This window comes from Sphingomonas sp. ABOLH (assembly GCF_003951715.1).
GTDB lineage: Bacteria > Pseudomonadota > Alphaproteobacteria > Sphingomonadales > Sphingomonadaceae > Sphingomonas > Sphingomonas hankookensis_A.
On sequence record NZ_QQWV01000009.1, the window covers coordinates 38,422 to 62,679 of the forward strand.

Here is a 24,258-nt window from a genome sequence, read left to right on the forward strand (position 1 = left end):
TCGCGTCATGGCACAGTCTCGCTTTCGGAGGGCTGAATGGTGGTGTCGAGCGGCGCCGGTGGCAAGCCCTGTTCGCGGCGGCGCTGTTCGGCCTGGAGCGCGGGCAGGTTGCGTTCGATCAGCCGTTTCGGGTCGTAGTAATTCTGCACCGAATCGATCAGCTGGCGGAAGGGCGCCCTGATCCGCACGTTGAAGACGAGCGGTAGTTTGGCGAGGCGACGGATCAGGAAATTACTGTACGTCCCCTCCCCCTGGCTGACCCCCGCGAAACGGATCGCGGTCAGCATCTCGCCTGCCAGCGGCCCGTCCAGCTCGATCGTCAGGCGGCGATAGTTCATCGATTTCAGCGCCTGGAAGGCGAGATTGCCCCAGAAGCCGACATCCTCCTTCGTGACCTCACCCACATAGGACAGGTTGCCGCCGCCGCGCGACTGCAGCCTACCCCCTTCGATCCGGCCGCCCCGCGCGTCGAAGATCATCGGCAGCACGCCGTCGAACACGCCCGATGCATTGAGATTGTCGAATTCGAACTGCTGCAGGAACAGCCCGCCATCGACGCCAGTCACGCGGAAGGTCATCCGGCGTTCCTGATCCTCGGCAAAGTCGAGGATGGTCGGCTCCAGCACCATCTCGCCACCGCCCAGCGGCCAGCGGCCCCCTTCGATCTGAACGCGCATCCCTTCGATCAGGCGATAGCGGACCACACCGTCGGTCACCGCGATGCCCGGATTGACCTCGGCGATCGTCGCCACCTGCCCCGGCGCGGTGACGAGGCCCAGCAGGTCGGTGAAGCGGATCTCGCCGGCAAGGCCCGTTACCGGACCGAAGGCGGCGGCAAGATCGGTATCGTCGGTGCGGAAGGTGCCCGTCGAGGTAACGCCGTCGGGGCTCCACGCAATGTCGCCGCGGCCAGACACCGTCCCCTTCACATCGGCGACGACCCCGAAGGTCAGCCGGGTCAGTTCGTTCGGCTGGAACGAATCGCCAAAGGTGATGCCCGGCACCGCCAGCACGGCATTGCCGCGCCCGGTGGCGAGGTCGTGGACGATGGCGACGTCGGTGACCTTCACCCCCTTGGCCGGGTGCTTCAGCGTGCCCCCGGCGCGAATGTCGTTTCCGCTGAGCGTCAGTTTGAAATCGTCGCTGCGCAGCGGTTCGAATCGCGGCTGCGGATCGGCGTCGCGCACGGCGACATCGCCATCGAGCGAAAGGACGCCGCCCGCCAGCCTCCAGTCGCCCGCCGCCTCGCGAATCAGCAGCGGGACATTGCCGATCTGCCCCTCGCCGCGTTCGAATGTGCCCGCGACGACCCCGTTGGCGACGCGGCCGGTGAGCGAGCCGAGGTCGAGGACGCTGACGCGCTCCGGGCTGCCCAGCCGGGTCTTCACATCGCTCAGCGCAAAGCCGAGATCGCCAAGGCCGAACCGCCCGCCCGCCGCCGCCAGCGTGATCGGAGTCCCGCCCAGCGTGCCGGTCAGCCGCGTCGCGCCGGTCGCGACACCCCCACCGACCCGCCCGTTCGCCAGCCGGACCATGCCGCCATCACTCGCGCAGAGCTGTAGCCGTGCGGGGTCGAGCGTCAGCGCGGACACCCGCAACCGGTCGAACGCGACCGGCACGCAGCCGGTATTCACCACCAGCCGCCCGCCCCCGTCCCACCGCGCATCGATCGGCAGCGCGAGGCGATCGATCCGCCCGCCGCTGAACGGTCCCGACAGTTCGGCACGGGTTTCGATACGGGTCGCGCCGTCGCCATCGGCACGGAAGCGCACCGGCGACAGCGCCAGCCGCGCATCGCCTGCCGCATAGGGGGCGATGGTCGCGGTGCCGTTCACCGGCGATCCCGGTCCGGCATGGGTCAGGCGGATGCTGGCGGCCGGCAGCCCGCCACCGCCCATCGCCAGCGTGCCGTTGAGCGTCACGCCCTTGCCCGACACCCAGTGGACCGGTCCGTCGCGCAGCGTGGCGCGCGCACCGCTGGCCGCAACGAAGGCCAGCCGGTCGATTCGCGCAGCCAGCGGGCGCGCGGCAACCTCCGCCGACAGGTCGAAACGCTGTGCGGCGCGGGCCGCCGCGCGCATCGCGGCGGTCGCCAGTGGAGCAACCGGTGTACCCGCGGCGGCATCCGCGCTACCGGCGATCCGCGCGACCATCGCGGGGGAAAGCCGTGCGCCTCGCGCGCCGATCCGCCCCTCGAACGCAGGCACGCCGCCCACTGCATAACGCCCGGCGATCGACAACGCCTGCCCCGCAAGGTCCGGCAGGACGAAATCACCCGAGGTGAGGTCGAGCGTGCCCGTCGTTCCCTGCGCCCGACCGTCGAAGCCGATCGTGCCCGACAGCGCGGCGACCCGCGTTTGCGGCGCAGCGATCCGCTCGGCGGCGACCTCGGCCCGCCCGCGCCACCGATCGAACCCGGGCGAGAGTTGCGCCTCCGCCTGCACGACCGGTCCGACCAGCCGTACGTCGCCGCAGGCGGCGGCCTGGGCCCGGATCGGACCGGACAGGGATGGGCCGCCAGTCGCCGTCCGCAGCGACAGGTTCGCGGCGAGCCGATCGATCCCGCAGCCATTGAGCGACAGCCGCTCCGCCACCGCCGCCAGCCTCCCGGTAAAGTCGTTCGCAAGATTGCCGCGCCCGGCCAGCTTCGCACCGATCACGCCATAGGGCGTGGCGAGCCGGATGCGGCCATCGTCGACCGCGACGGTAAAATCGGGCAGCGCGAACGGCTTGCCCGACGGCGGCGGGAGCAACCGGTCGATCTGTCCGAACGACACCGTGCCGTCAGGACGAAGCGTCGCGCGCAACCGCGCCTGCCCGACGCGTGCGCCGACGACCTTGGCGCCGTTCAGCCCGACCTCGGTATCGACCTCGATCCAGTCGGCGATCAGGTCGGGCGCCCTGGGATCGCCCAGTACGACATCGACCAGCCGTTGCCGCCCCAGCCCGATCTGCGCCACGCGGTAGCGCGCGGCGACCCCGCGCTTTTCCAGTTCGCGGCGGACCAGATTGTCGGCGATCGGCCGGCGCTGCGTCCATACCAGCGCCGCGAGCAGCAGCACGATGCCGCACACGACGAGCAGCACCTGCGCGAAGCGGCGCCGTTTGCGGCCATGGCGACGCGGCGACGCTACGGTCTCCACCGCCTCCTCGTCGTCACCGCCCAGACCCGTCACTCCGCTGTTCGCCTCGTTCGTCGCGCATGGGCGCCATCCGGGTCAAGCGCGAGAGGCGGCAAACGGTTCCGGCAGCGCAACGGAAGTTGCGCGCGGCTCAGCGCGTCGCCATCGCCGCCTTGCGCCGTTCCTGCCACGCCTTCACCTCCCGTCCCATCGGAGGCCGCATGCACGCCTCCATTTCCGGCCCGGTCCGCACCGTCGGTACGCAGGCGAGATATGCCTGGCAGATGCCCGTATCGAGCAGTGGGTCGCCGCTGGGCGGCTTCAGCGTGCAACGGGTGATGCCCGCACGACGGTCGCGTTTCGTGACGATCCGAAAATTGCGCGGGCGTTCGCCGGTGACGACGATCTCATCATCGGACGGAGACGCAGGCGGTGCGGCCTGTGCCGACAGCAGGGCGGCGGCGAGGACGGCGAGCATCACCGCCCCAGCCGCCGCACGACGCGGATACCGACATGGTCGATGCCAGGATTGGTATCGGAAAATATCTGGCGATGGCTGTGATGTTCCCAGGCCAGTTCGACCGCCCAGCGCCGGTCGACCCGCACCCCGATCGACGCGTTGGGATTGAACAGGATTTTCGACCCGAACGAGGTCCGGCGGCGATAGATGTCGTAGCGCCGCCAAGCCTCTTCGTTCGAGATGCCGGGCTGGAACGGATCAGGGGTAAAGCTGTAGCCGTCGATGACCGTCGCGCCGATCCCCGCCTGCCCATAGACCCAGCCGCGCAGGATATGCTGGCGCCACTCCGCCCCGACGCTGAAGAAGCTGGTGCGCCCGGCGGTGTTGATCTGCACCTTCGCCGTCAGGCGGGGTTTCAGGAGGATGCGCAGCGGCGCGGTGCGATAGGCGATCTGCACGTCGACCGTGCCGTTCTCCTCCTCGCCCTCGTAAATCTGGCCGGCCGGCAATGCGGGCAGGTCGAAGATCAGCTTGCTGCCGAGCGGGTGGAAGTTGGCGCCGTGCCGCAGGACGCCGACCGCGATCTCGGCCTGCTCGCGGGGCGGCATTGGTTCCGGCCCCTCCTGCGCCATCGCCGTCGTCGAGGCGAGCGCCAACACTGCGCCCAGGACGCCCTTTTCCAACCGAATCATATGAACCCCTTCCCGCAAACGGCAGTCGCTTAGCCGTTGCCGATGCTGTATCATCGACAATAATTGCTGTAAAACAGAAAGTATCTTGTGTTAGACGGATATTCGTTACCGCGGAAGAAAGCGCGGGTCTGCCGTGGGATCGGCATGCTGTTTCTCGTGATTGGTGCCTTGCTCGGGGTAATAACGCTGGTCGCAGCGGCGGCACCGGGACCGTATTGGAATTGCGATTCCCAACAAGGCTGCCGCGCCGGCGCTGATGCGGCGAACCTGCTGCCCGACGAAACGCTGGCCAAATTGGACCGCGATCCGGCGGCCCGCCATCGTTTCGACACATGGGCGGCAATGCCCGGCATCCGCATCGGACTGGCCGCTGTCACGCTGCTGCAACACGGACCGATGGCGGTTCTGTTGTTTGCGGTTGGTATGGCGCTGCGACGCCTTGGGCAGAAGCGGCGCAATGCCCTAGTCGACGCGCTGCCATGGTTACGGCGGGCATCGCGCGCCGCGATCGTGCTGGCCTGTACGCGCGTCATCGCGCCCATCGCTCAAAGCCTGTTGCTAGCCAATGGTTTTGGCCAGCCGGAGACAATCGCCTCGCCTATAATGGTGGAGACAACCTTGCTGCTCCTGATGCTGGCGTTTGCCGCCTATGCCACGATCTGGGCATTGGAGGCGGGCTTTCGGGCCGAGCGCGAACTGGCCGATTTCGTCTGATGCCGGTCGTCGTCAATCTCGACGTGATGCTTGCCCGGCGGAAAGTACGGTCGAAGGAACTGGCCGAGGCGATCGGGATCACCGAATCGAATCTGTCGCTGCTGAAATCGGGCAAGGTGAAGGGAGTGCGCTTCGCGACGCTGGCCGCGATCTGCCGTTATCTCGACTGCACGCCGGGCGATATTCTCGACTACACCCCGTCCGACGACGACCTGCGCGCCGGGGGCGAGGAGTGATCCGCCCCCTCGCCCCCTGCACCACGATCCGCTAGGCAAACGCCCATGACCACGCCAGAGACCGACGGCACCGGCCACCGTGCGCGCCTGCGCGGGCGGTTGCTGGAGCATGGCGGCGCGGCGCTGCTCGACCATGAACTGATCGAATATCTGCTGACGCTGGCGATCCCCCGGCGCGATACCAAGCCGCTGGCGAAGACGTTGCTGCATGAATTCGGCGGGATCGGCGGACTGCTGGCCGCCGATCCGCTGGCGCTGGGCAAGGTGTCGGGCATGGGCGACAGCGCGGTGGCGGCGATCCGCATCGCGCAGGCCGCGGCGACGCGGATGTTGCAGGCGCAGGTGGCGGAACGCCCGGTGCTGTCGAACTGGCAAGCGCTGCTCGACTATCTTCACGCCGACATGGCGCATCTGGCGGTCGAGCGTATCCGCGTGCTGCACCTCAACAGCCGCAACCTGCTGATTCGCGACGAACTGGTGGCGGAAGGGACGATCGACGAGGCGCCGATCTATACCCGCGAGGTGATCCGCCGGGCGCTGGACCTGGGGTCGGCGGCGCTGATCCTCGTCCACAACCATCCGAGCGGCGACCATAGCCCCAGCCGCGCGGACATCGACCTGACCCGCACCATCGCCGCGGCGGGCAAGCCGCTCGGCATCACCGTCCACGACCACCTCATCATCGGTGCCAAGGGGCATACGAGCCTGCGCGCCAAGGGAATGTTCTGATGCGTACCGAAAAGGAAAAGATGATCGCCGGCGAGCTGTATCATGCCGGCGACGCCGAACTAGTCGCCGACGTGGCGCGCGCGGCGGCGTGGATGGACCGCTACAACGCGTCGATCGCGATGGCGGCCGATGCCCGCGCGGCGCTGCTGCGCGAAGGGTTGGCGTGCGTCGGGACCGGCGTGACCATCCGCCCGCCCTTCCACATCGATTATGGCTACAACATCACCGTCGGCGAAGATGTGTTCCTGAACTATGGCTGCGTCATCCTCGACGTGTGCGCGGTCACCATCGGCGACAAGACTCAGATCGGGCCGGGCGTGCAGATCCTCGCGGCCGATCATCCGCGCGACCCGGCGGTGCGGGCGCAGATGCTGGAATTCGGGCGGCCGGTGACGATCGGGCGCAATGTGTGGATCGGCGGCGGCGCGATTCTCCTGCCGGGTGTCACGGTCGGCGACGATGCTCTGATCGGCGCGGGATCGGTGGTGACGCGCGATGTGCCGGCGGGGGCGACGGTCGTGGGGAATCCGGCGCGCGTGCGATAAGAAGCGACCGCCGGGTCGCTCCCGGCGGTCGCATCGATATCAGCTCTGGATGGCGATCAGGCGCTCTGGGTCAGGAAGCTGGTCAGCTCCGCCTTGCTCACCGCCTTGGACTTGTCCTTGTCCGCCTGGGCGAAGGCCTGCTTGACCCAGCTCTTCACCTCGGGCTTGTCGGCAGTCACGCCGGGTTCGCTGGCCGATCGCAGGGCGACCATCCATTCGCCGAACTGCTTTTCGGTCAGCTGGCCCTTCCCGTCCTTGTCGTATTTCGGGAATTCGGCCTCGACGATCTGGGCGATCTGGGTGCCGCTGGCGGGCTGGCCGGCCTCCGCCGTCGTCTGCGCGGTCTGCGTCGCGGGGTCGGGCTGGGTAGCCGGAGCCGCCTGCGTAGCGGCAACCGACGGATCAGCCGGAGTTGTCGCCGGCGCGGCGGGCGCCGCCTGCGTTACTGGAGCAGTCGTTTGCGCCGGCGCGGCGTCCTGGGCAAATGCCGGGGTCGACATCAGAACGGCACTGGCGAGAAGAATACGCTTCATCATCGAATTACTCCTTTCGGATTGGTTCGGAACTTCATGCTATCGCCACAAAGACTTGATGACGACTATGCGATGATCCAACCAACTTAGGTCGTTTCGGTTTCGATTGAAGCCCCTTCGCTACTCTTCTATCGCATGACAGGCTCGATTCGTCCGCGACTTGTTGCTAGGGCGCGGCCAACCGTTCGCCCGTTTGGAAAGGCCCGCCATGATTCCCCGCTACTCCCGCCCCGAAATGACCGCCCTGTGGCAGCCCCAGGCCCGATTCCGCATCTGGTTCGAGATCGAGGCGCACGCGACCGACGCGCTGGCCGAACTGGGCGTGGTGCCGAAGGAAGCCGCCGAGAAGATCTGGGCGATGAACGACGCCGATTTCGACGTCGAACGGATCGACACGATCGAGGCGGAGACCAAGCATGACGTCATCGCCTTCCTGACGCACGTATCGGAGCGGACCGGGCCGGAGGCGCGCTTCCTGCATCAGGGCATGACCAGTTCGGACGTGCTCGACACCTGCCTTGCGGTGCAGCTGGCGCGCGCGTCCGACATCCTGCTCGCCGATCTCGACAAGCTGCTCGAGGTGATCGAACGCCGCGCGCGCGAGCACAAGCTGACCCCGACCATCGGCCGCAGCCATGGCATCCATGCCGAGCCGGTCACCTTCGGCCTGAAGCTGGCGCAAGCCTATGCCGAGTTCGACCGCTGCCGCACCCGCCTGCGCAATGCCCGCGCCGAAGTCGCGACCTGCGCGATTTCGGGCGCGGTCGGCACCTTTGCCAACATCGACCCGCGCGTCGAGGAACATGTCGCGCAGAAGATGGGCCTCACCGTCGAACCGGTGTCGACCCAGGTCATCCCGCGCGACCGCCATGCGATGTACTTCGCCACGCTGGGCGTGATCGCCGGGTCGATCGAGCGGCTGGCGACCGAAATCCGTCATCTGCAGCGCACCGAAGTGCTGGAGGCCGAGGAATATTTCTCGCCGGGCCAGAAGGGGTCGTCGGCGATGCCGCACAAGCGCAACCCGGTGCTGACCGAGAACCTGACCGGCCTCGCCCGCATGGTTCGCGGCTATGTGACGCCCGCGTTGGAAAACGTCGCGCTGTGGCATGAGCGCGATATCAGCCACTCGTCGGTCGAGCGCTATATCGGCCCCGACGCGACGATCACGCTCGACTTCGCGCTCGCCCGCCTGACCGGCGTGATCGACAAGCTGGTCGTCTATCCGACGCGGATGGAAAAGAACCTCAACAAGATGGGCGGCCTCGTCCATTCGCAGCGCGTGCTGCTGGCACTGACCCAGGCCGGGGTGAGCCGCGAAGATTCGTATCGCTATGTCCAGCGCAACGCGATGAAGGTGTGGGAATCGGACGGCGCGCTGTCGCTGCTCGAACTGTTGAAGGCCGATCCGGACGTTGCCGCTGCATTGTCGGCGGAAGAGATCGAGAGCCGGTTCGACCTCGATTACCACTACAAGCATGTCGACACGATCTTCGCCCGGGTGTTCGGACAGGCGTGATCACATGGTCCCGCCGGGTACCGACCCGGCGGGACAATAGTATAATATTAACGCCGCGCCGGTAGAAGCGCGCATGATCTTCCGTCGCTCCACAACCGATCTCGAAACCCGCACCGCGATGGCGATGTACCGCCATTCGCCCGACGCCGTCCTGCTGCTGAAAGGCGGCGCGTTCGTCGAATGCAATCCGGCGGCGGAACAGGTGTACGGGCTGCCGCGCCGCGACATCATCGGCCAGAACCCGGTCGTATTCTCACGCGCGACGCAGGGCGACGGACGGCCGAGCATCGAACATGTCGGCGAACGCGTGCAACAGGCGATCCGCGACGGTCACGCCCGGTTCGAATGGTACAATATGCGCGGTGCCGACGAGGTGCGCATGCTCGTCACGCTGATCCCGATCGCCGACGAGGCCGCCGATGCGGTGCTGGTCCAAATTCAGGACCTGACCAATACCGGGCGCGTCGTCGATGCGCTGACCCAGGGGCTGTCGTCGCTCGCGGCGGGGGACCTGAACGTCCGGCTCGACACGCCGTTCAGCGCCGAGTTCGAACCGCTGCGGGCGAGCTTCAACACCGCCGCCGACACGATGGCACAGTCGATGGCCGAAGTGACCTCGGTTGCGGCGGCGCTGCACAACGGGTGCAGCGATATCCGCCAGGCATCGGACGATCTGTCGGGCCGCACCGAACGCCAGGCAGCAAGTCTCGAGGAATCGGCGGCGGCGATCCAGGAAATTACCCAGAATGTGCGCGAAGCCGCCACGCTGGTCGAAACGACCGAATCGATCGTCGCCGACACCCATCGCGATGCGCAAAGCTCCGTCAGCGTCGTCGAGGACACGACGCAGGCAATGGGCGGCATCGAGCGCGCGTCGAAGGAGATCGGCGACATCATTGCCGTCATCGACGGCATCGCGTTTCAGACGAACCTGCTGGCACTGAACGCCGGGGTCGAGGCGGCGCGCGCCGGGGATGCGGGCAAGGGCTTCGCGGTCGTCGCCTCCGAAGTCCGCGCGCTGGCGCAGCGATCGGCCGAGGCGGCGAAGGACGTCAAGGCGCGGGTCAGCGCCTCCACTGCACAGGTCGACCGGGGCGTGGAACTGGTGGCGAACACCGGTGTCGCGTTGAAGCGCATTACCGAACAGATGGACCGTATCCGCTCGCTGATCGGCAATATCGCCACTTCGGCCCGCCAGCAGGCCGATACGCTGGGCCAGATCAATATCGCGGTCGGCGAAATGGACAGCATCACCCAGCATAATGCGGCGATGGTCGAGGAAACGACCGCCGCCGCGCGCAGCCTGGCCGACGAAGCGGCGCGGCTGAACGATGCCGTCGCGGTATTCCGGATAGGCCGGGCCGACCTGCGGGGCACGTACAGCGCGCCGCTCCGGATGGTGGCGGGCGGCCGACGCTGACGGCCGGGGAAGCCGGTCAGCCGACCGGTCGCTCCATGTACACCGCGCCGGCACCGAAACCGGCCGCGCCGCCCGGTGCCGCGATGAACCCCTGGCGCACCCAATAGGCATCGGCCCCGCCGACCGCGATCAGCGCGAGGACGGGGATCGCTCGCTGCGCGGCAATGGCGTCGAGGATCGGCAGCAGGCGCTCGACCGCCTTCGTACCGCGTGCGGCGGGTGCGACGACGACGTCGTGGAGGTACCAGCAATCGGCGCTGGGCGGCAGGTTGCCGAGCAATGCGTGCATCGTCGGCGGCGCGAGCCGGTGCCAGGGATGGCTGATGCAGTGGCCGATCAGCGCATCACCGTCCGCCAGCACCCAACAGCCTTCGGGACTGAGCGCGATGCGTTCGGCGTACAGGTCCGCCGCCTCGCCATAGGCGCCCAGTTCGGCACGCGCGAGCATGGCGATATCGGGCGCGTCGGCGGCGGTGGCGAGGCGCCACTGGGCGGTCATGGTCGCTTGATCCTTGGTTGGGTCGCAGTGTCGTATCACATTCCATCGTCATCCCGGCGAAGGCCGGGATCCATTGACGGCGGAACGTCGCGTATCGTTCGCGAACACCCGACACAATGGATCCCGGCCTTCGCCGGGATGACGATGGAAGCGGACGACCTGTCCCTTACCCGCCGAGCGCGGTCTTCAACCGGCTGAAGAAGCCCATCGATTCCGGACATTCCTCGCCGGTCTCGGTCTCGCGGAACGCTTCGAGCAGTTCCTTCTGCCGCGCCGACAGGCGGGTCGGGGTCTCCACCTCGATATGGATGACCATGTCGCCATGGCCGCGCCCCTGCAGCACGGGCATGCCCGCGCCGCGCTGCCGCAGTTCCTTGCCCGACTGGATGCCGGCCGGCACGCGGATGCTGTGCTTCTGTCCGTCGAGGCCGGGGATTTCGATCGTCCCGCCCAGCGCCGCCGTCGTAAAGCTGATCGGCGCGCGAGCATGCAGCGCGGTGCCCTCGCGTTCGAACAGCGCGTGGCGTTTCACGTGCAGGAAGATGTAGAGGTCGCCCGCCGGCGCACCGCGTGCGCCCGCTTCGCCCTCACCGGTCAGGCGGATGCGCGTGCCTTCGTCGACGCCAGGCGGGATATTGACCTGCAGCGTCTTGGTCTGGTCGACCCGGCCCTCGCCATTGCACACCGGGCATGGGTCGCTGATGACCTGTCCCGCGCCGTGGCAGGTCGGGCAGGCGCGCTCGACGACGAAAAAGCCCTGCTGCGCCCGGACCTTGCCCTGCCCGTTGCAGGTGTGACAGGTCCGCGCCTTGGTCCCCGGCGACGCGCCGCTGCCGCCGCACGGGGCGCAGGACGTCGATACATCGACCGTGATCTCGGTCTGGTGGCCGTGATAGGCCTCCTCCAGCGAAATCTCCATGTCGTAGCGCAGGTCGGCACCGCGACGGGGTCCGGCACGCCCTTGCCGGCCGCCGCCCATGAATTCGCCGAAGACGCTTTCGAAAATGTCGGAAAAGCCGCCGAAATCCTGCGCGCCGCCGCCCGGCCCGCCCGCACCCTGACGAAAGGCGGCATGGCCGTAGCGGTCATAGGCCGCGCGCTTCTGCGGGTCCTTCAGGCAGTCATAGGCTTCGTTGATCGCCTTGAACTTCGCCTCGGAATCCTTGCACCCGGCATTCTTGTCGGGGTGATATTTGATCGCGAGCTTGCGATAGGCCGACTTGATCGTCCCCGCATCCGCGGTGCGCTCGCATTCGAGCAGTTCGTAGAAATCGACTTCGGTGGTCATTCGAAAACCCCAAAAGCCCTCTCCCCGCTGGCGGGGAGAGGGTTGGGAGAGGGGCAGTCACCTGCGACGCCCCCTCTCCCCGGCCCTCTCCCCCGAGGGGGAGAGGGAGCAGTCATCACGCCTTGTGGCTGTCGTCGACTTCCGAGAATTCGGCATCGACCACGTCGTCGGCCTTGTTCTCCGGCTGGGCATCGGCCGCCGGGGCGGCTTCGCTCTGCTGCTGCTTTTCGTAGATCGCCTGGCCGAGCTTCATCGCGACCTGCGCCAGCGCCTGGCTCTTTTCGGTCATGCGATCGGCATCGCCGCTCTCGACCGCCGCCTTGGTCTCGGCGACCGCGGCTTCGATCTCGGACTTCAGCGACGCATCGACCTTGTCGCCATTGTCGGCCAGCTGACGCTCGGTCGTGTGGATCAGCGATTCGGCGTTGTTCTTCGCCTCGGCACCGGCACGACGCTTCTTGTCCTCTTCGGCGAACTGCTCGGCGTCGCGGACCATCTGGTCGATGTCGCTGTCCGACAGGCCGCCCGAGGCCTGGATGCGGATCTGCTGCTCCTTGCCCGTGCCCTTGTCCTTGGCCGACACGTTGACGATGCCATTGGCGTCGATGTCGAACGTGACCTCGATCTGCGGCACGCCGCGCGGCGCAGGCGGGATGCCGACGAGGTCGAACTGGCCCAGCATCTTGTTGTCGGCGGCCATTTCGCGCTCGCCCTGGAACACGCGGATCGTCACCGCACCCTGATTGTCGTCGGCGGTCGAATAGACCTGCGACTTCTTGGTCGGGATAGTCGTGTTGCGGTCGATCATGCGGGTCATGATGCCGCCCAGCGTCTCGATGCCCAGCGACAGCGGGGTCACGTCGAGCAGCAGCACGTCCTTCACGTCACCCTGCAGCACGCCGGCCTGGATCGCGGCACCGATCGCCACGACTTCGTCGGGGTTCACGCCGGTGTGCGGTTCCTTGCCGAAGAACTGCTTCACGACCTCGCGGACGCGCGGCATGCGGGTCATGCCGCCGACCAGCACGACCTCATCGATCGCGCTCGCCTGCACACCGGCATCGGCCAGCGCCTTCTTGCACGGCTCGAGCGTGCGCTTGACGAGGTCTTCGACCAGACGCTCGAGGTCGGCACGGCTGATCGACTTGACGAGGTGCTTCGGGCCCGTAGCGTCCGCCGTGATGAACGGCAGGTTGACTTCGGTGGTCTGCGCCGACGACAGCTCGATCTTCGCCTTTTCGGCGGCTTCCTTCAGACGCTGGAGCGCCAGCTTGTCCTTGGTCAGGTCGATGCCTTCGACCTTCTTGAACTCGTCGGCCAGGAACTGGACAATCTTCGCGTCGAAGTCTTCGCCGCCCAGGAAGGTGTCGCCGTTGGTCGCCTTCACCTCGAACACGCCGTCGCCGATCTCGAGAACCGAGATGTCGAACGTGCCGCCGCCAAGGTCATAGACCGCGATGGTCTTGTTATTGTCCTTGTCGAGGCCGTAGGCGAGCGCCGCCGCCGTCGGTTCGTTGATGATGCGCAGGACTTCGAGACCGGCGATCTTGCCGGCGTCCTTGGTCGCCTGACGCTGGGCATCGTTGAAGTAGGCGGGGACGGTGATGACCGCCTGGGTTACCGTCTCGCCGAGATACGATTCGGCGGTTTCCTTCATCTTCTGCAGGATGAACGCGCTGATCTGCGACGGCGAATATTCCTCACCGCCCGCCTTCACCCACGCGTCGCCGTTCGGGCCGCGCGCAATGGTGTAGGGAACCAGTTCGGTATCCTTCTTGGTGACCGGATCGTCGAAGCGGCGGCCGATCAGGCGCTTCACCGCGAAGATCGTGTTGTCGCCGTTGGTGACGGCCTGACGCTTGGCCGGCTGGCCGATCAGGCGCTCGCCATCCTTTGCGAACGCCACGATCGACGGCGTGGTCCGCGCGCCTTCCGCATTTTCGATGACCTTGGGGCTACCGCCCTCCATCACCGCGACGCAGCTGTTGGTCGTGCCCAGATCGATACCGATAACTTTAGCCATGGTCCCTCATTGGCCCCCGGGTTGAATGTAAAACCTGGACCCGGTGGCACGGGGTAGTGCCGTCCGGGTCGTTCCGAGGGCGGATATAGGCAGGGTTCGGCTTGCCGCAAGATTATGCGCGGCATAGGGAACCGTATCGGGACAGGAGCGTGCGCATGAAGACACGGTGGATCGCGCTGGCAGCAGCGGCAGGCGCGCTGACGGGATGCCAGAACCCGCCGCGGGTCGAGGATGCGTGGGTCCGCCTGCCCGCCGTGCCCGGACGCCCCGCCGCCGCCTATGCGATCGTGTCGCGCGGATCGACGGCCGACCGTGTGACGGGCGTCACGACTCCGGCGGCGGGTCGCAGCGAGCTGCACGAGAGCATGACGGGCCATGGCGGCATGGCATCGATGCGGCCGTTGCAAAGCCTGTCGTTCGGCGGCGACCACCGCATCCTGCTGCGACCGGGCGGAACGCATGTCATGCTGTTCGACCTGAAGGGCGACCTGCGCCCCGGCGGCACGATACCCCTGACCTTCCGCTTCGAACGGTGGGAGGACGTCACCGTCGACGCAAAGCTGGTCGGCGCGGGCGATCCGGCACCCTGACGCCGGGTGCGGCGGCGGCTCAGCAGGCCCCGCGCAGCCTCGCGACAAGCTCACCCTGCCGATGGGTGCCGGTCTTGTTCAGCAGCGCCATGACCTGCGTGCGGACGGTGGCGACACTGCATCCGCGCAACCGGGCGATGGCGGCACTGTCATGCCCCACCGCCAGCAGGACCGCGACCTGCGCCTCGGCCGGAGTCAGGCCGAACAGGTCGGCGAACAACTCCGCCGAGGGCGCCGCGGCGGTCTTCGCGGACAGCATCACTCGGGCGCGGGCAAGCGGTCCCGAGGGGCGTCGCGGTGCCGCACGGACCGTCAGGATCAACCGCTCGCCCTCGTCATGGCCGTCGCTGCCCGGCATGCGCAGCACGACCCGCCGTCCGGGGCGGAGCGCCTGTAGCGGATCGAGCGCCTGCGCGATGGCGAGCGACAGCGCCCGATCGGTCGCCGCATCGCGGGCATGGATCCGGCCGCCGCGCATGGTCAACGGCCCGGCCGGCGCCAGCCACGCCTCGCACCCCGGCGACATCTGCACCATGCGTCGGTCGCCATCGAGGAGGAGCACGCGCTGCTCCAGCAGCTCGGCGGTTTCGCGAACCGTGCGGTCGAGCCCGGCCCCCAGCGCCACCGCCTGGGCCATGATGTCGGACAGGGCCGGCGCGGCCGCATCGATGATGTGCGCCTCGCGGTCCGCCGAATCGAGGAACGATCGTGGCCGCAGCAAGGACAGGATCGCATCGCACCCCGGCACGCGCAGGCGGGTCAGCGCGGCAAAGCCCGCATCGGCGCGGTCGAACAGGTTGCGATAGATCGGCAGGGCGTCGCGTTCGTGCCGGCTCAACAGCGCATCGTCGAACACCGTCCTCAGCATCGGACCATCGATCGCCACCCCGGTGCGCGGATTGGTGTGGCGGCTCAACCCGCCTTCGCGCACGAAGGTGTCGACCATGTCGGGCGTCACCCCCCGGATCAGGTCGAACGCGACGGCCCCCGATCGATCCATGCCGATCAGGTGGACCACGCGCGCGTCGGTCGCCCCGGCAAAACCGGCCAGCGCGTCCTGCCAGTCCTCCAGGCCGAACGCCGCCCTGCGGAACCGTTCGACGATGTCGGCGACGTCCACCGATCCCCCTTCGCCCCTGCAGCACGACGCCGTCCGTCCCACCGGACGGGGCCGACCGAACGGATAAATTCTCGAGAGGCGCATGGCCATACCGCATTTGAATGATGTCCGTGCGGTGCGGCATCGACATAGGTGCAGCGCGGCAAGGGTGTGCGACGCACCGGGGGCCGCACCATCCGTTCTGAGGGGGACATCATGCGTATTTCACGGGCCGGCGCGCTTGCCGGCACTCTTTTCCTTGCGCTGCCCGCAGCCGCGCAGACCGCCGCCGGTCCGGTTTCCGAACCGCCCGCGTCGGCCGCGACCGACGGCGATCCGCAATCGACCTATGCGGTGGCGGTAGCGGCCGGGACGCTCGGCATCGGGCCGGAAATCGGCTGGCGCATTTCGGACCATGTCGGCATCCGCGGCGGCGCGAGCTTCCTGACCGTCAACGCCTCGTTCGAACCGGAGGACGTCAGCTTCGATGGCAAGGTCAAGCTGAACTCGTTCGGGGCGACGGTGGACGCCTATCCGTTCGGCGGCAATTTTCGCGTGTCGGGCGGGGCGCGTATCAACAACAACGAAATCGGCCTGACCGCCACGCCCAATGTCGCGGTAGAGATCAACGGCAACGAATATCAGCCGCGCGACATCGGCACGCTGAGCGCCCGCGCCGCCCCGCGCAAATTCTCGCCGATGCTGACCCTGGGCTGGGCGGGCAGCAACCGCCGCGGGTTCATGTTCGGCTTCGATGCCGGCGTGCTGTTCCAGGGCGCGTTCAAGATCGATCCGCTGACCGCCACCGGCCAAAAGCGCAACGACCCGACCCTGCGCGCGGACCTGGAAGCCGAGCGCCGCTCGCTGCAGGACGATGTCGACAAGGTGAAGGTCTATCCGGTCCTGCAAGTCGCGATCGGCTATCGTTTCTGAAGCCTCAACGGCCCGCGCCTTTAACCGCGCGGGCCGCACCACCATGTCGGCCGCATGCGCCGTCCGCTGACCCCCGCCGAGACCGAGCTAGCCCGCACGATGTTCGGCGACACGATCGATTATCAGCAGGCGCGAGTGGCGAATGCGAAATGGGCGTTCTTTCAGCCCAGACAGGTCGCGATGGCGCCGACCGGCTGCATCCATTTCCACCCACGGGGCACGTTGTACCGCGACGACTTCGCCGCTGCCGGGCGCGATCTGGCCGCGCTGTTCCTGCACGAGATGATGCACATCCACCAGACGCAACATCGCGGGCGCTACTGGCTGCCTCTCATGCGACATCCCTTCTGCACCTATCGCTACACCGTCGTGCCGGGAAAACCGTTCGAAGCGTATGGCATCGAACAGCAGGCGGAAATCGTCCGCCACGCCTTTCTGTTGCGACAGGGCGTGGCAATGAAGGACAAGCCGCCACTGGAAGTGTACGAAGCGCTGCTACCGTTCGGGCGGGGTTAAGGCGTCAGGACTTGAAACGGATGACGCGCGACGACAGCGTTTCGACCGGATGCCCGTTCGCGTCGCGTGCCGGCGTGTAGCGCGCGCGTCGCGCCAGCGCTTCGCACGGGATCGCATCGAACGTTGCATTGCCGGACGAGCGGACGACACGACAATTGCGAATGCCCCCCTCCTTCGTGATGATCCAGGCGACGGTAACGTTCGCGTTCGCGCCCAGCAGCTGACGCGGAAAATCGCTGTTTGACAGCCACATCGACGGATCGCGCTGGGCCCGTGCCGGCAGCACCGGCGCAGTATCGACCGCGCCGACGTCGAAACCCCAACTCTGCATCAGATCGGTTTCGCACTTGCGTAGCGCGGTCAATGCGGCACGCGACAGCGAAAGGTTCACGCGAAACGGCTTCCCACCTGATAAGGCGAAGCCCACCGGCTCCGTTCCTGCAAAGTCGGTGACGGTATCGCGCGGCAGATCGAAGGTGATCCCCATGTTTCGCCCCTTCGGCAAGGACGTACGCTGTCCGTCACCATCGAACACGCCCTTCCCCGCGCGACCATCGATCTGAACCTTGACCCGCGGCGAATATCCCAACTGTTTTCGATCACCGACCAGCACCGTCTGTACACGGTCGTTGAACGGCGTAGGCCGGAACAACACGCTGACGCGGTTGCCCGCATCGCCATAATCGCGACTGAGGACACACATATCCTCGGCATAGTTGACGCTCCATGCCGATGCCGGCTTGAGCGGCGGCACATCCGCCGCACCGCCCTGCCCCGCCAGTATCGCCGCCAGCATGATCGCCTTCATCGCATTGCCCCGCATTGCCCCGCATTGCCCCTGCCTGCACGGTGCCATGGGCATTGCCCGCTCGCAACTATCGGAACCCTCTGGCCGGCAAGCTGTTGGCATCGCGCAACGATTTTGAAAGCCTGCCCCCATGTCGACGCGCAAAGGCGCCACCCTGCTCGCCCGCCTCGGATTCGCGGCGCGCGGTATCGTCTATTGCATCGTCGGCTGGTTCGCGATCGACGCCGCGCTGCGCGGCGGCAAGGCCGGCGACAATCAGGGTGCCATCGCCAGCCTGGCCGACGAACCGTTTGGCGAATGGCTGCTGGCGGCGATGGCGGCGGGGCTGGCCGGCTATGCGCTGTGGCGGCTGACCGAGGCGCTGTTCGATCCCGAAGCGCAGGACAATGACGCCAAGGGCGCATTCCGTCGCGCCGGCCATGCGGTCAGCGGGATCGCCCATGTCGTGCTGGCATGGACCGCCGCGCGCCTCTCCCTGCACAGCGCGCGGGCGACCGGCCGTGTCGGCGGCGAGGAGAGCGCCCATGACTGGACGGCATGGATGCTCGATCAGCCGGGCGGACGGTTGCTGGTGGCACTGGTCGCCATCGGCCTGCTGGCGGCGGCGGTCCAGCAGGCGAAAAAGGCATGGACCGGCGAGTTCGCCCGCACCCTGTCGGGTGGAACGCCGGTGCCCGACTATGTCTGTACCATGGGTCGCATCGGCTATGGCGCGCGGGCAGCGGTGTTCGCGGCGATCGCGTTCCTGTTCGTCGCCGCGGCATGGGCGGCGGATGCCGACGAAGCCGGCGGCATGGCGAGCGGCATGGCACTCATGCAGCGGCAGGCGGGCGGACAGTTGTTGCTCAGCGCGATCGGCATCGGCTTCATCGCGTTCGGGGCGTTCAGCTTCGTCGAGGCGCGCTGGCGCCGGTTGCAGGTGCGGTTGCCGGCATGACCGGGCGTGAGGTGCTGGAGGCGCGCTGGCTCGACCTGACCCGGCGCGAGCTGCCGGCGGTGGCGCGGGAGCGCGGATGGCCGGTGGTGGCCGACCATTGTTTCCAGCGCATCCTGCTCGACAATGCATTCGGCGGGCAATGGTATGATCATGTCGCCGGACGTCCGGCTTATGCCCATGCCGATCCGGCCGCCCTCGCGCAGGCGGTGGCGTTGGGAGAACAGGCGCTGACGGGCGATGCCGATCTGCCCGACCTCAACCGACGCTCGCTGGAATGGCGCGGCAAGGCCCCCTCGAAACCGGGACGAGGCACCCCCATCTCTCGCCCTAGCCAATCCAAAAGAACGAAGATAGAACGGACCGCATGAGCCTGACCCATATCTCCGTCCGCGGTGCGCGGGAGCATAACCTCAAGGGCGTCGATATCGACATCCCGCGCGATACGCTGACGGTCATCACCGGCCTGTCGGGTTCGGGCAAGTCGTCCCTCGCCTTCGACACCATCTATGCCGAAGGGCAGCGGCGCTATGTCGAATCGCTGTCGGCCTATGCGCGGCAGTTCCTCGAACTGATGCAGAAGCCCAATGTCGAGCATATCGAAGGGCTGTCGCCGGCGATCTCGATCGAGCAGAAGACGACCAGCCGCAACCCGCGATCGACGGTCGCGACGGTCACCGAAATCTACGACTATATGCGCCTGCTGTGGGCGCGGGTCGGCGTGCCCTATTCCCCCGCCACCGGCCTGCCGATCAGCGCGCAGACCGTCAGCCAGATGGTCGACCGGGTGCTGGCGCTGCCCGAAGGTACGCGGCTGCTGCTGCTCGCGCCGGTCGTGCGCGGGCGCAAGGGCGAGTATCGCAAGGAACTGGCCGAATGGCAGAAGGCCGGGTTCCAGCGCGTGCGGGTGAACGGCGAAGTCCATCTGATCGAGGACGCGCCGGCGCTCGACAAGAAGTTCAAGCACGACATCGAGATCGTCGTCGACCGGCTGGTGGTGAACGCCGATGCCGCGACGCGTCTGGCCGAGAGTTTCGAGACCGCGCTGAAGCTCGCCGATGGCCTCGCCTATGTCGACCTGGTCGATACGACGGTGGCGCAGGCGCAGTCGGGCAATCCGCCGCTGGACAGCGAACAGGGCGACCGCGCGACCGAGGCAGCGCCGCAGACCGGCAAGCTGAAGGGCGCCGGCATCCCCGACAACCGCATCGTGTTCTCCGAAAAATTCGCCTGCCCGGTCAGCGGATTTACGATCAGCGAGATCGAACCGCGCCTCTTCAGCTTCAACGCGCCGCAGGGTGCTTGCCCGGCGTGCGATGGTCTTGGCGAACGGCTGGAGTTCGACGAGGACCTGATCGTCCCCAACCACGAACTGTCGATCAAGAAAGGCGCGGTGGTGCCGTGGGCGAAGTCCAACCCGCCCTCCCCCTATTACATGCAGGTGCTCGGATCGCTGGCGAAGGCCTATGGCTTCTCGCTCGACGCGGCATGGAAGGACCTGCCCGAGGAAGCGCAGCGCGTGATCCTGCACGGCACCGCCGGCAAGCCGGTGACGCTGACCTTCATCGACGGCAAGAAGTCGTATGACGTCAAGAAGCCGTTCGAGGGCGTGCTGGGCAATCTCAACCGGCGGATGCTGTCGACCGAGAGCGCGTGGATGCGCGAGGAACTGGCGAAGTACCAGGCGTCGCAGCCCTGCGAGACCTGCCATGGCGCGCGGTTGAAGCCCGAGGCGCTGGCGGTCAAGGTCGCGATGCAGGACATCGCGCACGCGACGCGGCTGTCGGTGGTCGATGCCCTCGCCTTTTTCCAGTCGCTGCCTGAGCATTTCAACGACCAGCAAAAGGCGATCGCCCAGTCGATCCTGAAGGAGATCGTCGAGCGGCTCGGCTTCCTCAACAATGTGGGGTTGGATTATCTGAACCTCGACCGGACCAGTGGCACGCTGTCGGGTGGTGAGAGCCAGCGCATCCGCCTTGCTTCGCAGATCGGCAGCGGGCTGTCGGGGGTGCTGTACGTCCTCGACGAACCGTCGATCGGGCTGCACCAGCGCGACAACGACATGCTGCTGGCGACCCTCAGGCGTCTGCGCGATCTCGGCAACACGGTGCTGGTGGTCGAGCATGACGAAGATGCGATCCGCACCGCCGATTACGTCATCGACATGGGGCCGGGCGCCGGCGTCCATGGCGGCGAGGTCGTCGCCAAGGGAACGCTGAAGCAGATCCTGAAGTCGAAGGGATCGATCACCGCCGATTACCTCAACGGCACGCGGTCGGTGCCGCTGCCCGACAAACGGCGCAAGGGCAATGGCAAGAAGCTGACGGTGCACAATGCCACCGCCAACAACCTGACCGGTGTCACCGCGTCGCTGCCGCTCGGCACCTTCACCTGCATCACCGGCGTGTCGGGGTCGGGCAAGTCGAGCTTCACGATTGACACACTTTACGCCGCCGCCGCCCGCACCCTGAACGGCGCCCGGATCGTGCAGGGCAAGCATGACAAGATCACCGGGCTGCAGCATCTCGACAAGGTGATCGACATCGACCAGTCGCCTATCGGCCGTACGCCGCGATCGAACCCGGCGACGTATACGGGCGCGTTCACCCAGATTCGCGACTGGTTCGCCGGTCTGCCCGAAGCACAGGCGCGCGGCTACAAGCCCGGCCGGTTCAGCTTCAACGTGAAGGGCGGCCGGTGCGAGGCATGCCAGGGCGATGGCGTGCTGAAGATCGAGATGCACTTCCTGCCCGACGTCTATGTGACGTGCGACGTGTGCCACGGCGCGCGGTACAATCGCGAGACGCTGGAGGTGAAGTTCAAGGGGATGAGCATCGCCGATGTGCTCGACATGACGGTCGAGGACGCGGTCGAGTTCTTCAAGGCGGTGCCGCCGATCCGCGACAAGATGGCGATGCTGGCCGAGGTCGGGCTGGGATACGTCAAGGTTGGGCAACAGGCGACGACGCTGTCGGGCGGTGAGGCGCAGCGGGTGAAGCTGGCCAAGGAACTGGCGCGGCGCGCGACCGGCAACACGCTCTACATCCTCGACGAACCGACGACGGGCCTGCATTTCGAGGATGTGCGCAAATTGCTGGAGGTGCTCCACCAGTTGGTCGAGCAGGGCAACACCGTGGTAGTGATCGAGCATAATCTCGACGTCATCAAGACCGCCGACTGGATATTGGACATGGGGCCGGAAGGCGGCGTCAAGGGCGGCCGTGTAGTGGCGGAAGGCACGCCGGAAACCGTCGCAGCGGTCGAGGGGAGCTTCACCGGGCGATATCTCAAGCCGCTGCTGACACCCAGGGCACAGGCGGCCGAGTGAGTCTCTGGCGAGCGCCGTTCGAAGCTGCGTTGCGGATGTTCGCGACGGTCAGCGAGGCGTTGCGCGCCACCGGTCAGCCCCGCCCGATCCTGGTCGGCGGGGCGGCTGTCGAATATTGGTCGGGCAGCGCCGTTTCCACCGGCGACTTCGATCTGTGCTCGCCTGTGCAGGAGGAGGTGGAAGCGGTTTTGCGGGAGCATGGCTTCATTCGTCCAAGCGGGCCCGGCAACGCGACGCAGGGCTGGATCCATCCCGAACTGGCGCTCGGGTTCGAGGTCGTGGGCCGCGTCCCACTTGACGGGCTGGTTCCGCGCGAACGGATCATGCTGATCGACGATTTCGCGCCCGGTTCCTCGTTTGCCATTCTCGGCGTGGAAGACCTGATCGCGGACCGGATGGGGCAATATGCTTCCGGCACCGCACCGGATCGGATCGAACAGGCTCGGTTATTGTACCGGCTTCATTCTTCTCTCGATCGCGCCTATCTTGAACAGCGGATACGGCAGGAAAGTGCAGGTGATCATGGCGTCGACGATCTCGACTGAAGCGGAGGACTGGCCGGGCCCCCGGCTGCGCCATGCCGACATCGCGCAGCAGCTGGCCGAGCGCCGCGCGGCACTTGGCAACCCGGAGCTGCCGCGCAACGCCGGCAGCAATCGGACCGACAGCAAACGCGCGCTCCTCGCGGCGATCGAGGCCGCCGGCGGGCGCTGGTAGCACCGGCGGCGAAACCGCCGTTTCCCGTATAATTTCGGAAGCTCCGTCGCGCCCCGGCATTCGGGCTTGATCGATATCAAGCGAAGGATCCGTCGACATGCGTGCGCTCACCCTCGGCCTCGTCGCCGCCGCTACCCTGGTTACCGGATGCACCGATTACGGCATGGGCGGTCCGCGCTATGCCGATGCCGGCTATGGCCGCTACGACTGGGATCGCCCCGACCCCTCGTACAATGGCTATGACGCCGCACGCTATTACCGCGACGACCGCCGCTATCGCGAACGCCGCCTGTCGCGGAACGACCGGGTCTATGTCGGTCAGGACGGCCGCTATTATTGCCGCCGCAACGACGGCACGACCGGTCTGATCGTCGGCGGCATCGCCGGTGGCGTGCTTGGCACCGCGCTGCGGCCGGGCGGTTCGGGCCTGCTGGGTGCGCTGCTGGGCGGTGCCGCCGGCGCAGCCGGTGGCCAAGCGATCGACCGCAACAACGTCCGCTGCCGCTGACCCGACCGGCGACGTTTCGAACGACATCGGCCCGCCCCTTGCACGGGGGCGGGCCGATACCCATATCCGCTTCGCTACAGTCGCAAATCGATGGTGTCCTGCTTTGCGGCAAGTTCCTTCTTTCCCTGCTGCCTAAGGCACGGGGGTCGGGTGTTTCCGGCGCCCGCAACCTCCGGAAGGAACCTTCATGGCCAATCTCGGCACCGTAAAATTCTTCAACATCGACAAGGGCTATGGCTTCATCGCCCCCGACAATGGCGGCACCGACGCCTTCGTCCATATTTCGGCGGTCGAGCGCGCCGGCATGGTCACGCTGAACCAGAACCAGCGCGTGGGCTATGAGCTGGAAGAAGACCGGCGCGGCCGGGTGAGCGCGGTCAACCTGACCGCCGCAGACTGATTTTCGTGGGGCGGGCGGAGCGATCTCCGCCCGCCCCTTTTGCTTGGAGGATATTCTTGGCCGACACCGCCGAAGCCTATCGTGCCCGCGCCGCCGTGGAGCGCGCCAATGCTGAAGCCGCGACGCTGGACAATGTCCGCGAACGCTGCCGCCGTGCCGAACAGGCATGGACCGAAATGGCCGACCGCGCCGAGCGCACGACCGAACAGCGGCTGATCCGCGAAGCGGCGACCGTCCGCCGGAGCGAAACCATCGGTTGAACCTGTCGCTGTGCCGGTCGTTGGACCGGTGAACAGCGAAGGGATCGACCATGGCCAACCATAAGAAACACAAGCCGAAATCGCGCACCGCAGGCGTTTCGACGCTGCGTACTGTCGCGTTGGCCGCCACCGGCATTGCCGTCGGCCTGTTCGGCGTGCTGCTGGCTCGGCGCAAACCGACCGAAGGCCATGCCGCGCCCGATCTGGCGCTGGACAAGGATCGTCCCGGCCCGACCGACCGCGCGCCTGAAGCCTTCCGTCCCGATCCGACCGCACCGGTTTCCGCTGCCGATCGCGAGGCACTGCGCCCGGCGACCGGCCCGGTGCCGACGATGGTCGAGCCGCGCGGCAGCATGGCGTCGCAGACCGGCGCCTGACCCAGCCG

At 67.1% G+C, this 24,258-nt stretch carries 27 protein-coding genes; 18 read left to right on the top strand and 9 right to left on the bottom strand.

Features of this window, described 5'->3' with window-relative positions; genetic code table 11:
- Nucleotides 1-5 precede the first annotated feature (5 nt).
- The 3 genes from CA237_RS06460 to CA237_RS06470 form a co-directional block, all read right to left on the bottom strand.
- A complete protein-coding gene (locus tag CA237_RS06460) occupies nucleotides 6-3,176 on the bottom strand; it encodes a YdbH domain-containing protein (protein WP_232308039.1) in 3,171 nt (1,056 codons plus the stop codon).
- A 97-nt stretch (nucleotides 3,177-3,273) separates the two neighbouring features.
- Entirely contained in the window at nucleotides 3,274-3,600 is a 327-nt protein-coding gene (locus CA237_RS06465) for a hypothetical protein (protein ID WP_066693291.1), read from the bottom strand.
- Entirely contained in the window at nucleotides 3,600-4,274 is a 675-nt protein-coding gene (locus CA237_RS06470) for an acyloxyacyl hydrolase (RefSeq protein ID WP_126013415.1), read from the bottom strand. The genes CA237_RS06465 and CA237_RS06470 overlap by 1 nt, the downstream gene beginning before the upstream one ends.
- 144 nt (nucleotides 4,275-4,418) lie before the next feature.
- Between CA237_RS06470 and CA237_RS06475 the strand changes: the two genes are divergently transcribed.
- The 4 genes from CA237_RS06475 to CA237_RS06490 are packed head-to-tail and all read left to right on the top strand — an operon-like array spanning nucleotide 4,419 to nucleotide 6,498.
- Entirely contained in the window at nucleotides 4,419-4,988 is a 570-nt protein-coding gene (locus CA237_RS06475; RefSeq protein ID WP_066693294.1) for a hypothetical protein, read from the top strand.
- Nucleotides 4,988-5,224, top strand: coding sequence for a helix-turn-helix transcriptional regulator (locus CA237_RS06480; protein ID WP_055789866.1), 237 nt, complete (start codon nucleotides 4,988-4,990; stop codon nucleotides 5,222-5,224). The genes CA237_RS06475 and CA237_RS06480 overlap by 1 nt, the downstream gene beginning before the upstream one ends.
- A 45-nt stretch (nucleotides 5,225-5,269) precedes the next feature.
- Nucleotides 5,270-5,953 carry a DNA repair protein RadC gene (gene radC, locus CA237_RS06485; protein ID WP_066693297.1) on the top strand — a complete coding sequence of 228 codons (684 nt, stop codon included), beginning with the start codon at nucleotides 5,270-5,272 and terminating at the stop codon, nucleotides 5,951-5,953.
- Complete coding sequence (locus CA237_RS06490; RefSeq protein ID WP_066693301.1) at nucleotides 5,953-6,498, top strand: sugar O-acetyltransferase; 546 nt, start codon at nucleotides 5,953-5,955, stop codon at nucleotides 6,496-6,498. Before radC ends, CA237_RS06490 begins: the two co-directional genes overlap by 1 nt.
- Before the next feature lie 56 nt (nucleotides 6,499-6,554).
- On the opposite strand, the gene CA237_RS06495 is transcribed toward CA237_RS06490, so the two are convergent.
- Nucleotides 6,555-7,031 carry an EF-hand domain-containing protein gene (locus tag CA237_RS06495; protein ID WP_232308040.1) on the bottom strand — a complete coding sequence of 159 codons (477 nt, stop codon included), beginning with the start codon at nucleotides 7,029-7,031 and terminating at the stop codon, nucleotides 6,555-6,557.
- Nucleotides 7,032-7,239: 208 nt separating this feature from the next.
- On the opposite strand from CA237_RS06495, the gene purB reads away from it, so the two are divergent.
- Complete coding sequence (gene purB / locus CA237_RS06500; RefSeq protein ID WP_066693307.1) at nucleotides 7,240-8,550, top strand: adenylosuccinate lyase; 1,311 nt, start codon at nucleotides 7,240-7,242, stop codon at nucleotides 8,548-8,550.
- Nucleotides 8,551-8,623: 73 nt separating this feature from the next.
- Nucleotides 8,624-9,970 carry a methyl-accepting chemotaxis protein gene (locus CA237_RS06505; protein ID WP_066693309.1) on the top strand — a complete coding sequence of 449 codons (1,347 nt, stop codon included), beginning with the start codon at nucleotides 8,624-8,626 and terminating at the stop codon, nucleotides 9,968-9,970.
- A 16-nt stretch (nucleotides 9,971-9,986) separates the two neighbouring features.
- Here CA237_RS06505 and CA237_RS06510 read toward each other — a convergent pair whose 3' ends face one another.
- The 3 genes from CA237_RS06510 to dnaK all read right to left on the bottom strand — a co-directional run bounded on the left by CA237_RS06510 (nucleotide 9,987) and on the right by dnaK (nucleotide 13,780).
- The gene (locus CA237_RS06510; protein WP_066693311.1) at nucleotides 9,987-10,469 is read right to left on the bottom strand and encodes a GNAT family N-acetyltransferase; all 483 of its coding nucleotides are present in this window, start codon (nucleotides 10,467-10,469) and stop codon (nucleotides 9,987-9,989) included.
- 166 nt (nucleotides 10,470-10,635) lie between these two features.
- Nucleotides 10,636-11,757, bottom strand: coding sequence for a molecular chaperone DnaJ (dnaJ, locus tag CA237_RS06515; RefSeq protein WP_066693314.1), 1,122 nt, complete (start codon nucleotides 11,755-11,757; stop codon nucleotides 10,636-10,638).
- 115 nt (nucleotides 11,758-11,872) lie between these two features.
- Nucleotides 11,873-13,780: a molecular chaperone DnaK gene (dnaK, locus tag CA237_RS06520; RefSeq protein ID WP_066693317.1), complete on the bottom strand. Its 1,908-nt coding sequence runs from the start codon at nucleotides 13,778-13,780 to the stop codon at nucleotides 11,873-11,875.
- Nucleotides 13,781-13,935: 155 nt separating this feature from the next.
- Here dnaK and CA237_RS06525 point away from each other — a divergent pair, with 155 nt between their 5' ends.
- On the top strand, nucleotides 13,936-14,370 hold the full coding sequence (locus tag CA237_RS06525; RefSeq protein ID WP_066693323.1) for a copper chaperone PCu(A)C: 435 nt from the start codon (nucleotides 13,936-13,938) through the stop codon (nucleotides 14,368-14,370).
- A 19-nt stretch (nucleotides 14,371-14,389) separates the two neighbouring features.
- Here the strand turns inward: CA237_RS06525 and CA237_RS06530 are convergent, their stop codons facing one another.
- Entirely contained in the window at nucleotides 14,390-15,490 is a 1,101-nt protein-coding gene (locus CA237_RS06530) for a helix-turn-helix transcriptional regulator (protein WP_164523842.1), read from the bottom strand.
- Between the two features lie 195 nt (nucleotides 15,491-15,685).
- On the opposite strand from CA237_RS06530, the gene CA237_RS06535 reads away from it, so the two are divergent.
- Together CA237_RS06535 and CA237_RS06540 are read left to right on the top strand one after the other, a co-directional pair.
- On the top strand, nucleotides 15,686-16,402 hold the full coding sequence (locus tag CA237_RS06535) for a hypothetical protein (protein WP_066693328.1): 717 nt from the start codon (nucleotides 15,686-15,688) through the stop codon (nucleotides 16,400-16,402).
- 54 nt (nucleotides 16,403-16,456) lie between these two features.
- The gene (locus CA237_RS06540; protein WP_066693330.1) at nucleotides 16,457-16,918 is read left to right on the top strand and encodes a vgr related protein; all 462 of its coding nucleotides are present in this window, start codon (nucleotides 16,457-16,459) and stop codon (nucleotides 16,916-16,918) included.
- Between the two features lie 4 nt (nucleotides 16,919-16,922).
- Here the strand turns inward: CA237_RS06540 and CA237_RS06545 are convergent, their stop codons facing one another.
- Entirely contained in the window at nucleotides 16,923-17,774 is an 852-nt protein-coding gene (locus tag CA237_RS06545; RefSeq protein WP_164523843.1) for an energy transducer TonB, read from the bottom strand.
- Nucleotides 17,775-17,856: 82 nt separating this feature from the next.
- Between CA237_RS06545 and CA237_RS06550 the strand changes: the two genes are divergently transcribed.
- The 9 genes from CA237_RS06550 (at nucleotide 17,857) to CA237_RS06590 (ending at nucleotide 24,250) form a co-directional block, all read left to right on the top strand.
- Nucleotides 17,857-18,663 carry a DUF1206 domain-containing protein gene (locus CA237_RS06550; protein WP_066693334.1) on the top strand — a complete coding sequence of 269 codons (807 nt, stop codon included), beginning with the start codon at nucleotides 17,857-17,859 and terminating at the stop codon, nucleotides 18,661-18,663.
- Nucleotides 18,660-19,031 (top strand): GCN5-related N-acetyltransferase, encoded by a 372-nt coding sequence (locus CA237_RS06555; RefSeq protein ID WP_198158603.1) that lies wholly within the window; start codon nucleotides 18,660-18,662, stop codon nucleotides 19,029-19,031. The genes CA237_RS06550 and CA237_RS06555 overlap by 4 nt, the downstream gene beginning before the upstream one ends.
- The gene (gene uvrA / locus CA237_RS06560) at nucleotides 19,028-21,988 is read left to right on the top strand and encodes an excinuclease ABC subunit UvrA (protein WP_066693336.1); all 2,961 of its coding nucleotides are present in this window, start codon (nucleotides 19,028-19,030) and stop codon (nucleotides 21,986-21,988) included. Before CA237_RS06555 ends, uvrA begins: the two co-directional genes overlap by 4 nt.
- Nucleotides 21,989-22,023: 35 nt before the next feature.
- The gene (locus CA237_RS06565) at nucleotides 22,024-22,533 is read left to right on the top strand and encodes a hypothetical protein (protein ID WP_232308041.1); all 510 of its coding nucleotides are present in this window, start codon (nucleotides 22,024-22,026) and stop codon (nucleotides 22,531-22,533) included.
- Complete coding sequence (locus tag CA237_RS06570) at nucleotides 22,511-22,705, top strand: hypothetical protein (RefSeq protein ID WP_066693339.1); 195 nt, start codon at nucleotides 22,511-22,513, stop codon at nucleotides 22,703-22,705. The genes CA237_RS06565 and CA237_RS06570 overlap by 23 nt, the downstream gene beginning before the upstream one ends.
- Nucleotides 22,706-22,802: 97 nt before the next feature.
- The gene (locus CA237_RS06575) at nucleotides 22,803-23,213 is read left to right on the top strand and encodes a hypothetical protein (protein ID WP_066693344.1); all 411 of its coding nucleotides are present in this window, start codon (nucleotides 22,803-22,805) and stop codon (nucleotides 23,211-23,213) included.
- A gap of 187 nt (nucleotides 23,214-23,400) precedes the next feature.
- The gene (locus CA237_RS06580) at nucleotides 23,401-23,613 is read left to right on the top strand and encodes a cold-shock protein (protein WP_066693346.1); all 213 of its coding nucleotides are present in this window, start codon (nucleotides 23,401-23,403) and stop codon (nucleotides 23,611-23,613) included.
- A 56-nt stretch (nucleotides 23,614-23,669) separates the two neighbouring features.
- Complete coding sequence (locus CA237_RS06585; protein ID WP_066693348.1) at nucleotides 23,670-23,873, top strand: hypothetical protein; 204 nt, start codon at nucleotides 23,670-23,672, stop codon at nucleotides 23,871-23,873.
- Nucleotides 23,874-23,923: 50 nt separating this feature from the next.
- On the top strand, nucleotides 23,924-24,250 hold the full coding sequence (locus tag CA237_RS06590; RefSeq protein WP_066693349.1) for a hypothetical protein: 327 nt from the start codon (nucleotides 23,924-23,926) through the stop codon (nucleotides 24,248-24,250).
- Nucleotides 24,251-24,258 lie beyond the last annotated feature (8 nt).

Coding starts and splice junctions, on each gene's coding strand:
- CA237_RS06535 (WP_066693328.1), top strand. CDS start 15,686: ATGCGTATTTCACGGGCCGGCGCGCTTGCCGGCACTCTTTTCCTTGCG.
- CA237_RS06505 (WP_066693309.1), top strand. CDS start 8,624: ATGATCTTCCGTCGCTCCACAACCGATCTCGAAACCCGCACCGCGATG.
- CA237_RS06525 (WP_066693323.1), top strand. CDS start 13,936: ATGAAGACACGGTGGATCGCGCTGGCAGCAGCGGCAGGCGCGCTGACG.
- CA237_RS06580 (WP_066693346.1), top strand. CDS start 23,401: ATGGCCAATCTCGGCACCGTAAAATTCTTCAACATCGACAAGGGCTAT.
- CA237_RS06480 (WP_055789866.1), top strand. CDS start 4,988: ATGCCGGTCGTCGTCAATCTCGACGTGATGCTTGCCCGGCGGAAAGTA.
- CA237_RS06590 (WP_066693349.1), top strand. CDS start 23,924: ATGGCCAACCATAAGAAACACAAGCCGAAATCGCGCACCGCAGGCGTT.
- CA237_RS06540 (WP_066693330.1), top strand. CDS start 16,457: ATGCGCCGTCCGCTGACCCCCGCCGAGACCGAGCTAGCCCGCACGATG.
- dnaK (WP_066693317.1), bottom strand. CDS start 13,780: ATGGCTAAAGTTATCGGTATCGATCTGGGCACGACCAACAGCTGCGTC.
- CA237_RS06565 (WP_232308041.1), top strand. CDS start 22,024: ATGTTCGCGACGGTCAGCGAGGCGTTGCGCGCCACCGGTCAGCCCCGC.
- CA237_RS06550 (WP_066693334.1), top strand. CDS start 17,857: ATGTCGACGCGCAAAGGCGCCACCCTGCTCGCCCGCCTCGGATTCGCG.
- CA237_RS06510 (WP_066693311.1), bottom strand. CDS start 10,469: ATGACCGCCCAGTGGCGCCTCGCCACCGCCGCCGACGCGCCCGATATC.
- CA237_RS06495 (WP_232308040.1), bottom strand. CDS start 7,031: ATGAAGCGTATTCTTCTCGCCAGTGCCGTTCTGATGTCGACCCCGGCA.
- dnaJ (WP_066693314.1), bottom strand. CDS start 11,757: ATGACCACCGAAGTCGATTTCTACGAACTGCTCGAATGCGAGCGCACC.
- CA237_RS06555 (WP_198158603.1), top strand. CDS start 18,660: ATGACCGGGCGTGAGGTGCTGGAGGCGCGCTGGCTCGACCTGACCCGG.
- CA237_RS06470 (WP_126013415.1), bottom strand. CDS start 4,274: ATGATTCGGTTGGAAAAGGGCGTCCTGGGCGCAGTGTTGGCGCTCGCC.
- CA237_RS06490 (WP_066693301.1), top strand. CDS start 5,953: ATGCGTACCGAAAAGGAAAAGATGATCGCCGGCGAGCTGTATCATGCC.
- CA237_RS06545 (WP_164523843.1), bottom strand. CDS start 17,774: ATGGCACCGTGCAGGCAGGGGCAATGCGGGGCAATGCGGGGCAATGCG.
- CA237_RS06570 (WP_066693339.1), top strand. CDS start 22,511: ATGGCGTCGACGATCTCGACTGAAGCGGAGGACTGGCCGGGCCCCCGG.
- CA237_RS06575 (WP_066693344.1), top strand. CDS start 22,803: ATGCGTGCGCTCACCCTCGGCCTCGTCGCCGCCGCTACCCTGGTTACC.
- purB (WP_066693307.1), top strand. CDS start 7,240: ATGATTCCCCGCTACTCCCGCCCCGAAATGACCGCCCTGTGGCAGCCC.
- CA237_RS06475 (WP_066693294.1), top strand. CDS start 4,419: ATGCTGTTTCTCGTGATTGGTGCCTTGCTCGGGGTAATAACGCTGGTC.
- uvrA (WP_066693336.1), top strand. CDS start 19,028: ATGAGCCTGACCCATATCTCCGTCCGCGGTGCGCGGGAGCATAACCTC.
- CA237_RS06465 (WP_066693291.1), bottom strand. CDS start 3,600: ATGCTCGCCGTCCTCGCCGCCGCCCTGCTGTCGGCACAGGCCGCACCG.
- radC (WP_066693297.1), top strand. CDS start 5,270: ATGACCACGCCAGAGACCGACGGCACCGGCCACCGTGCGCGCCTGCGC.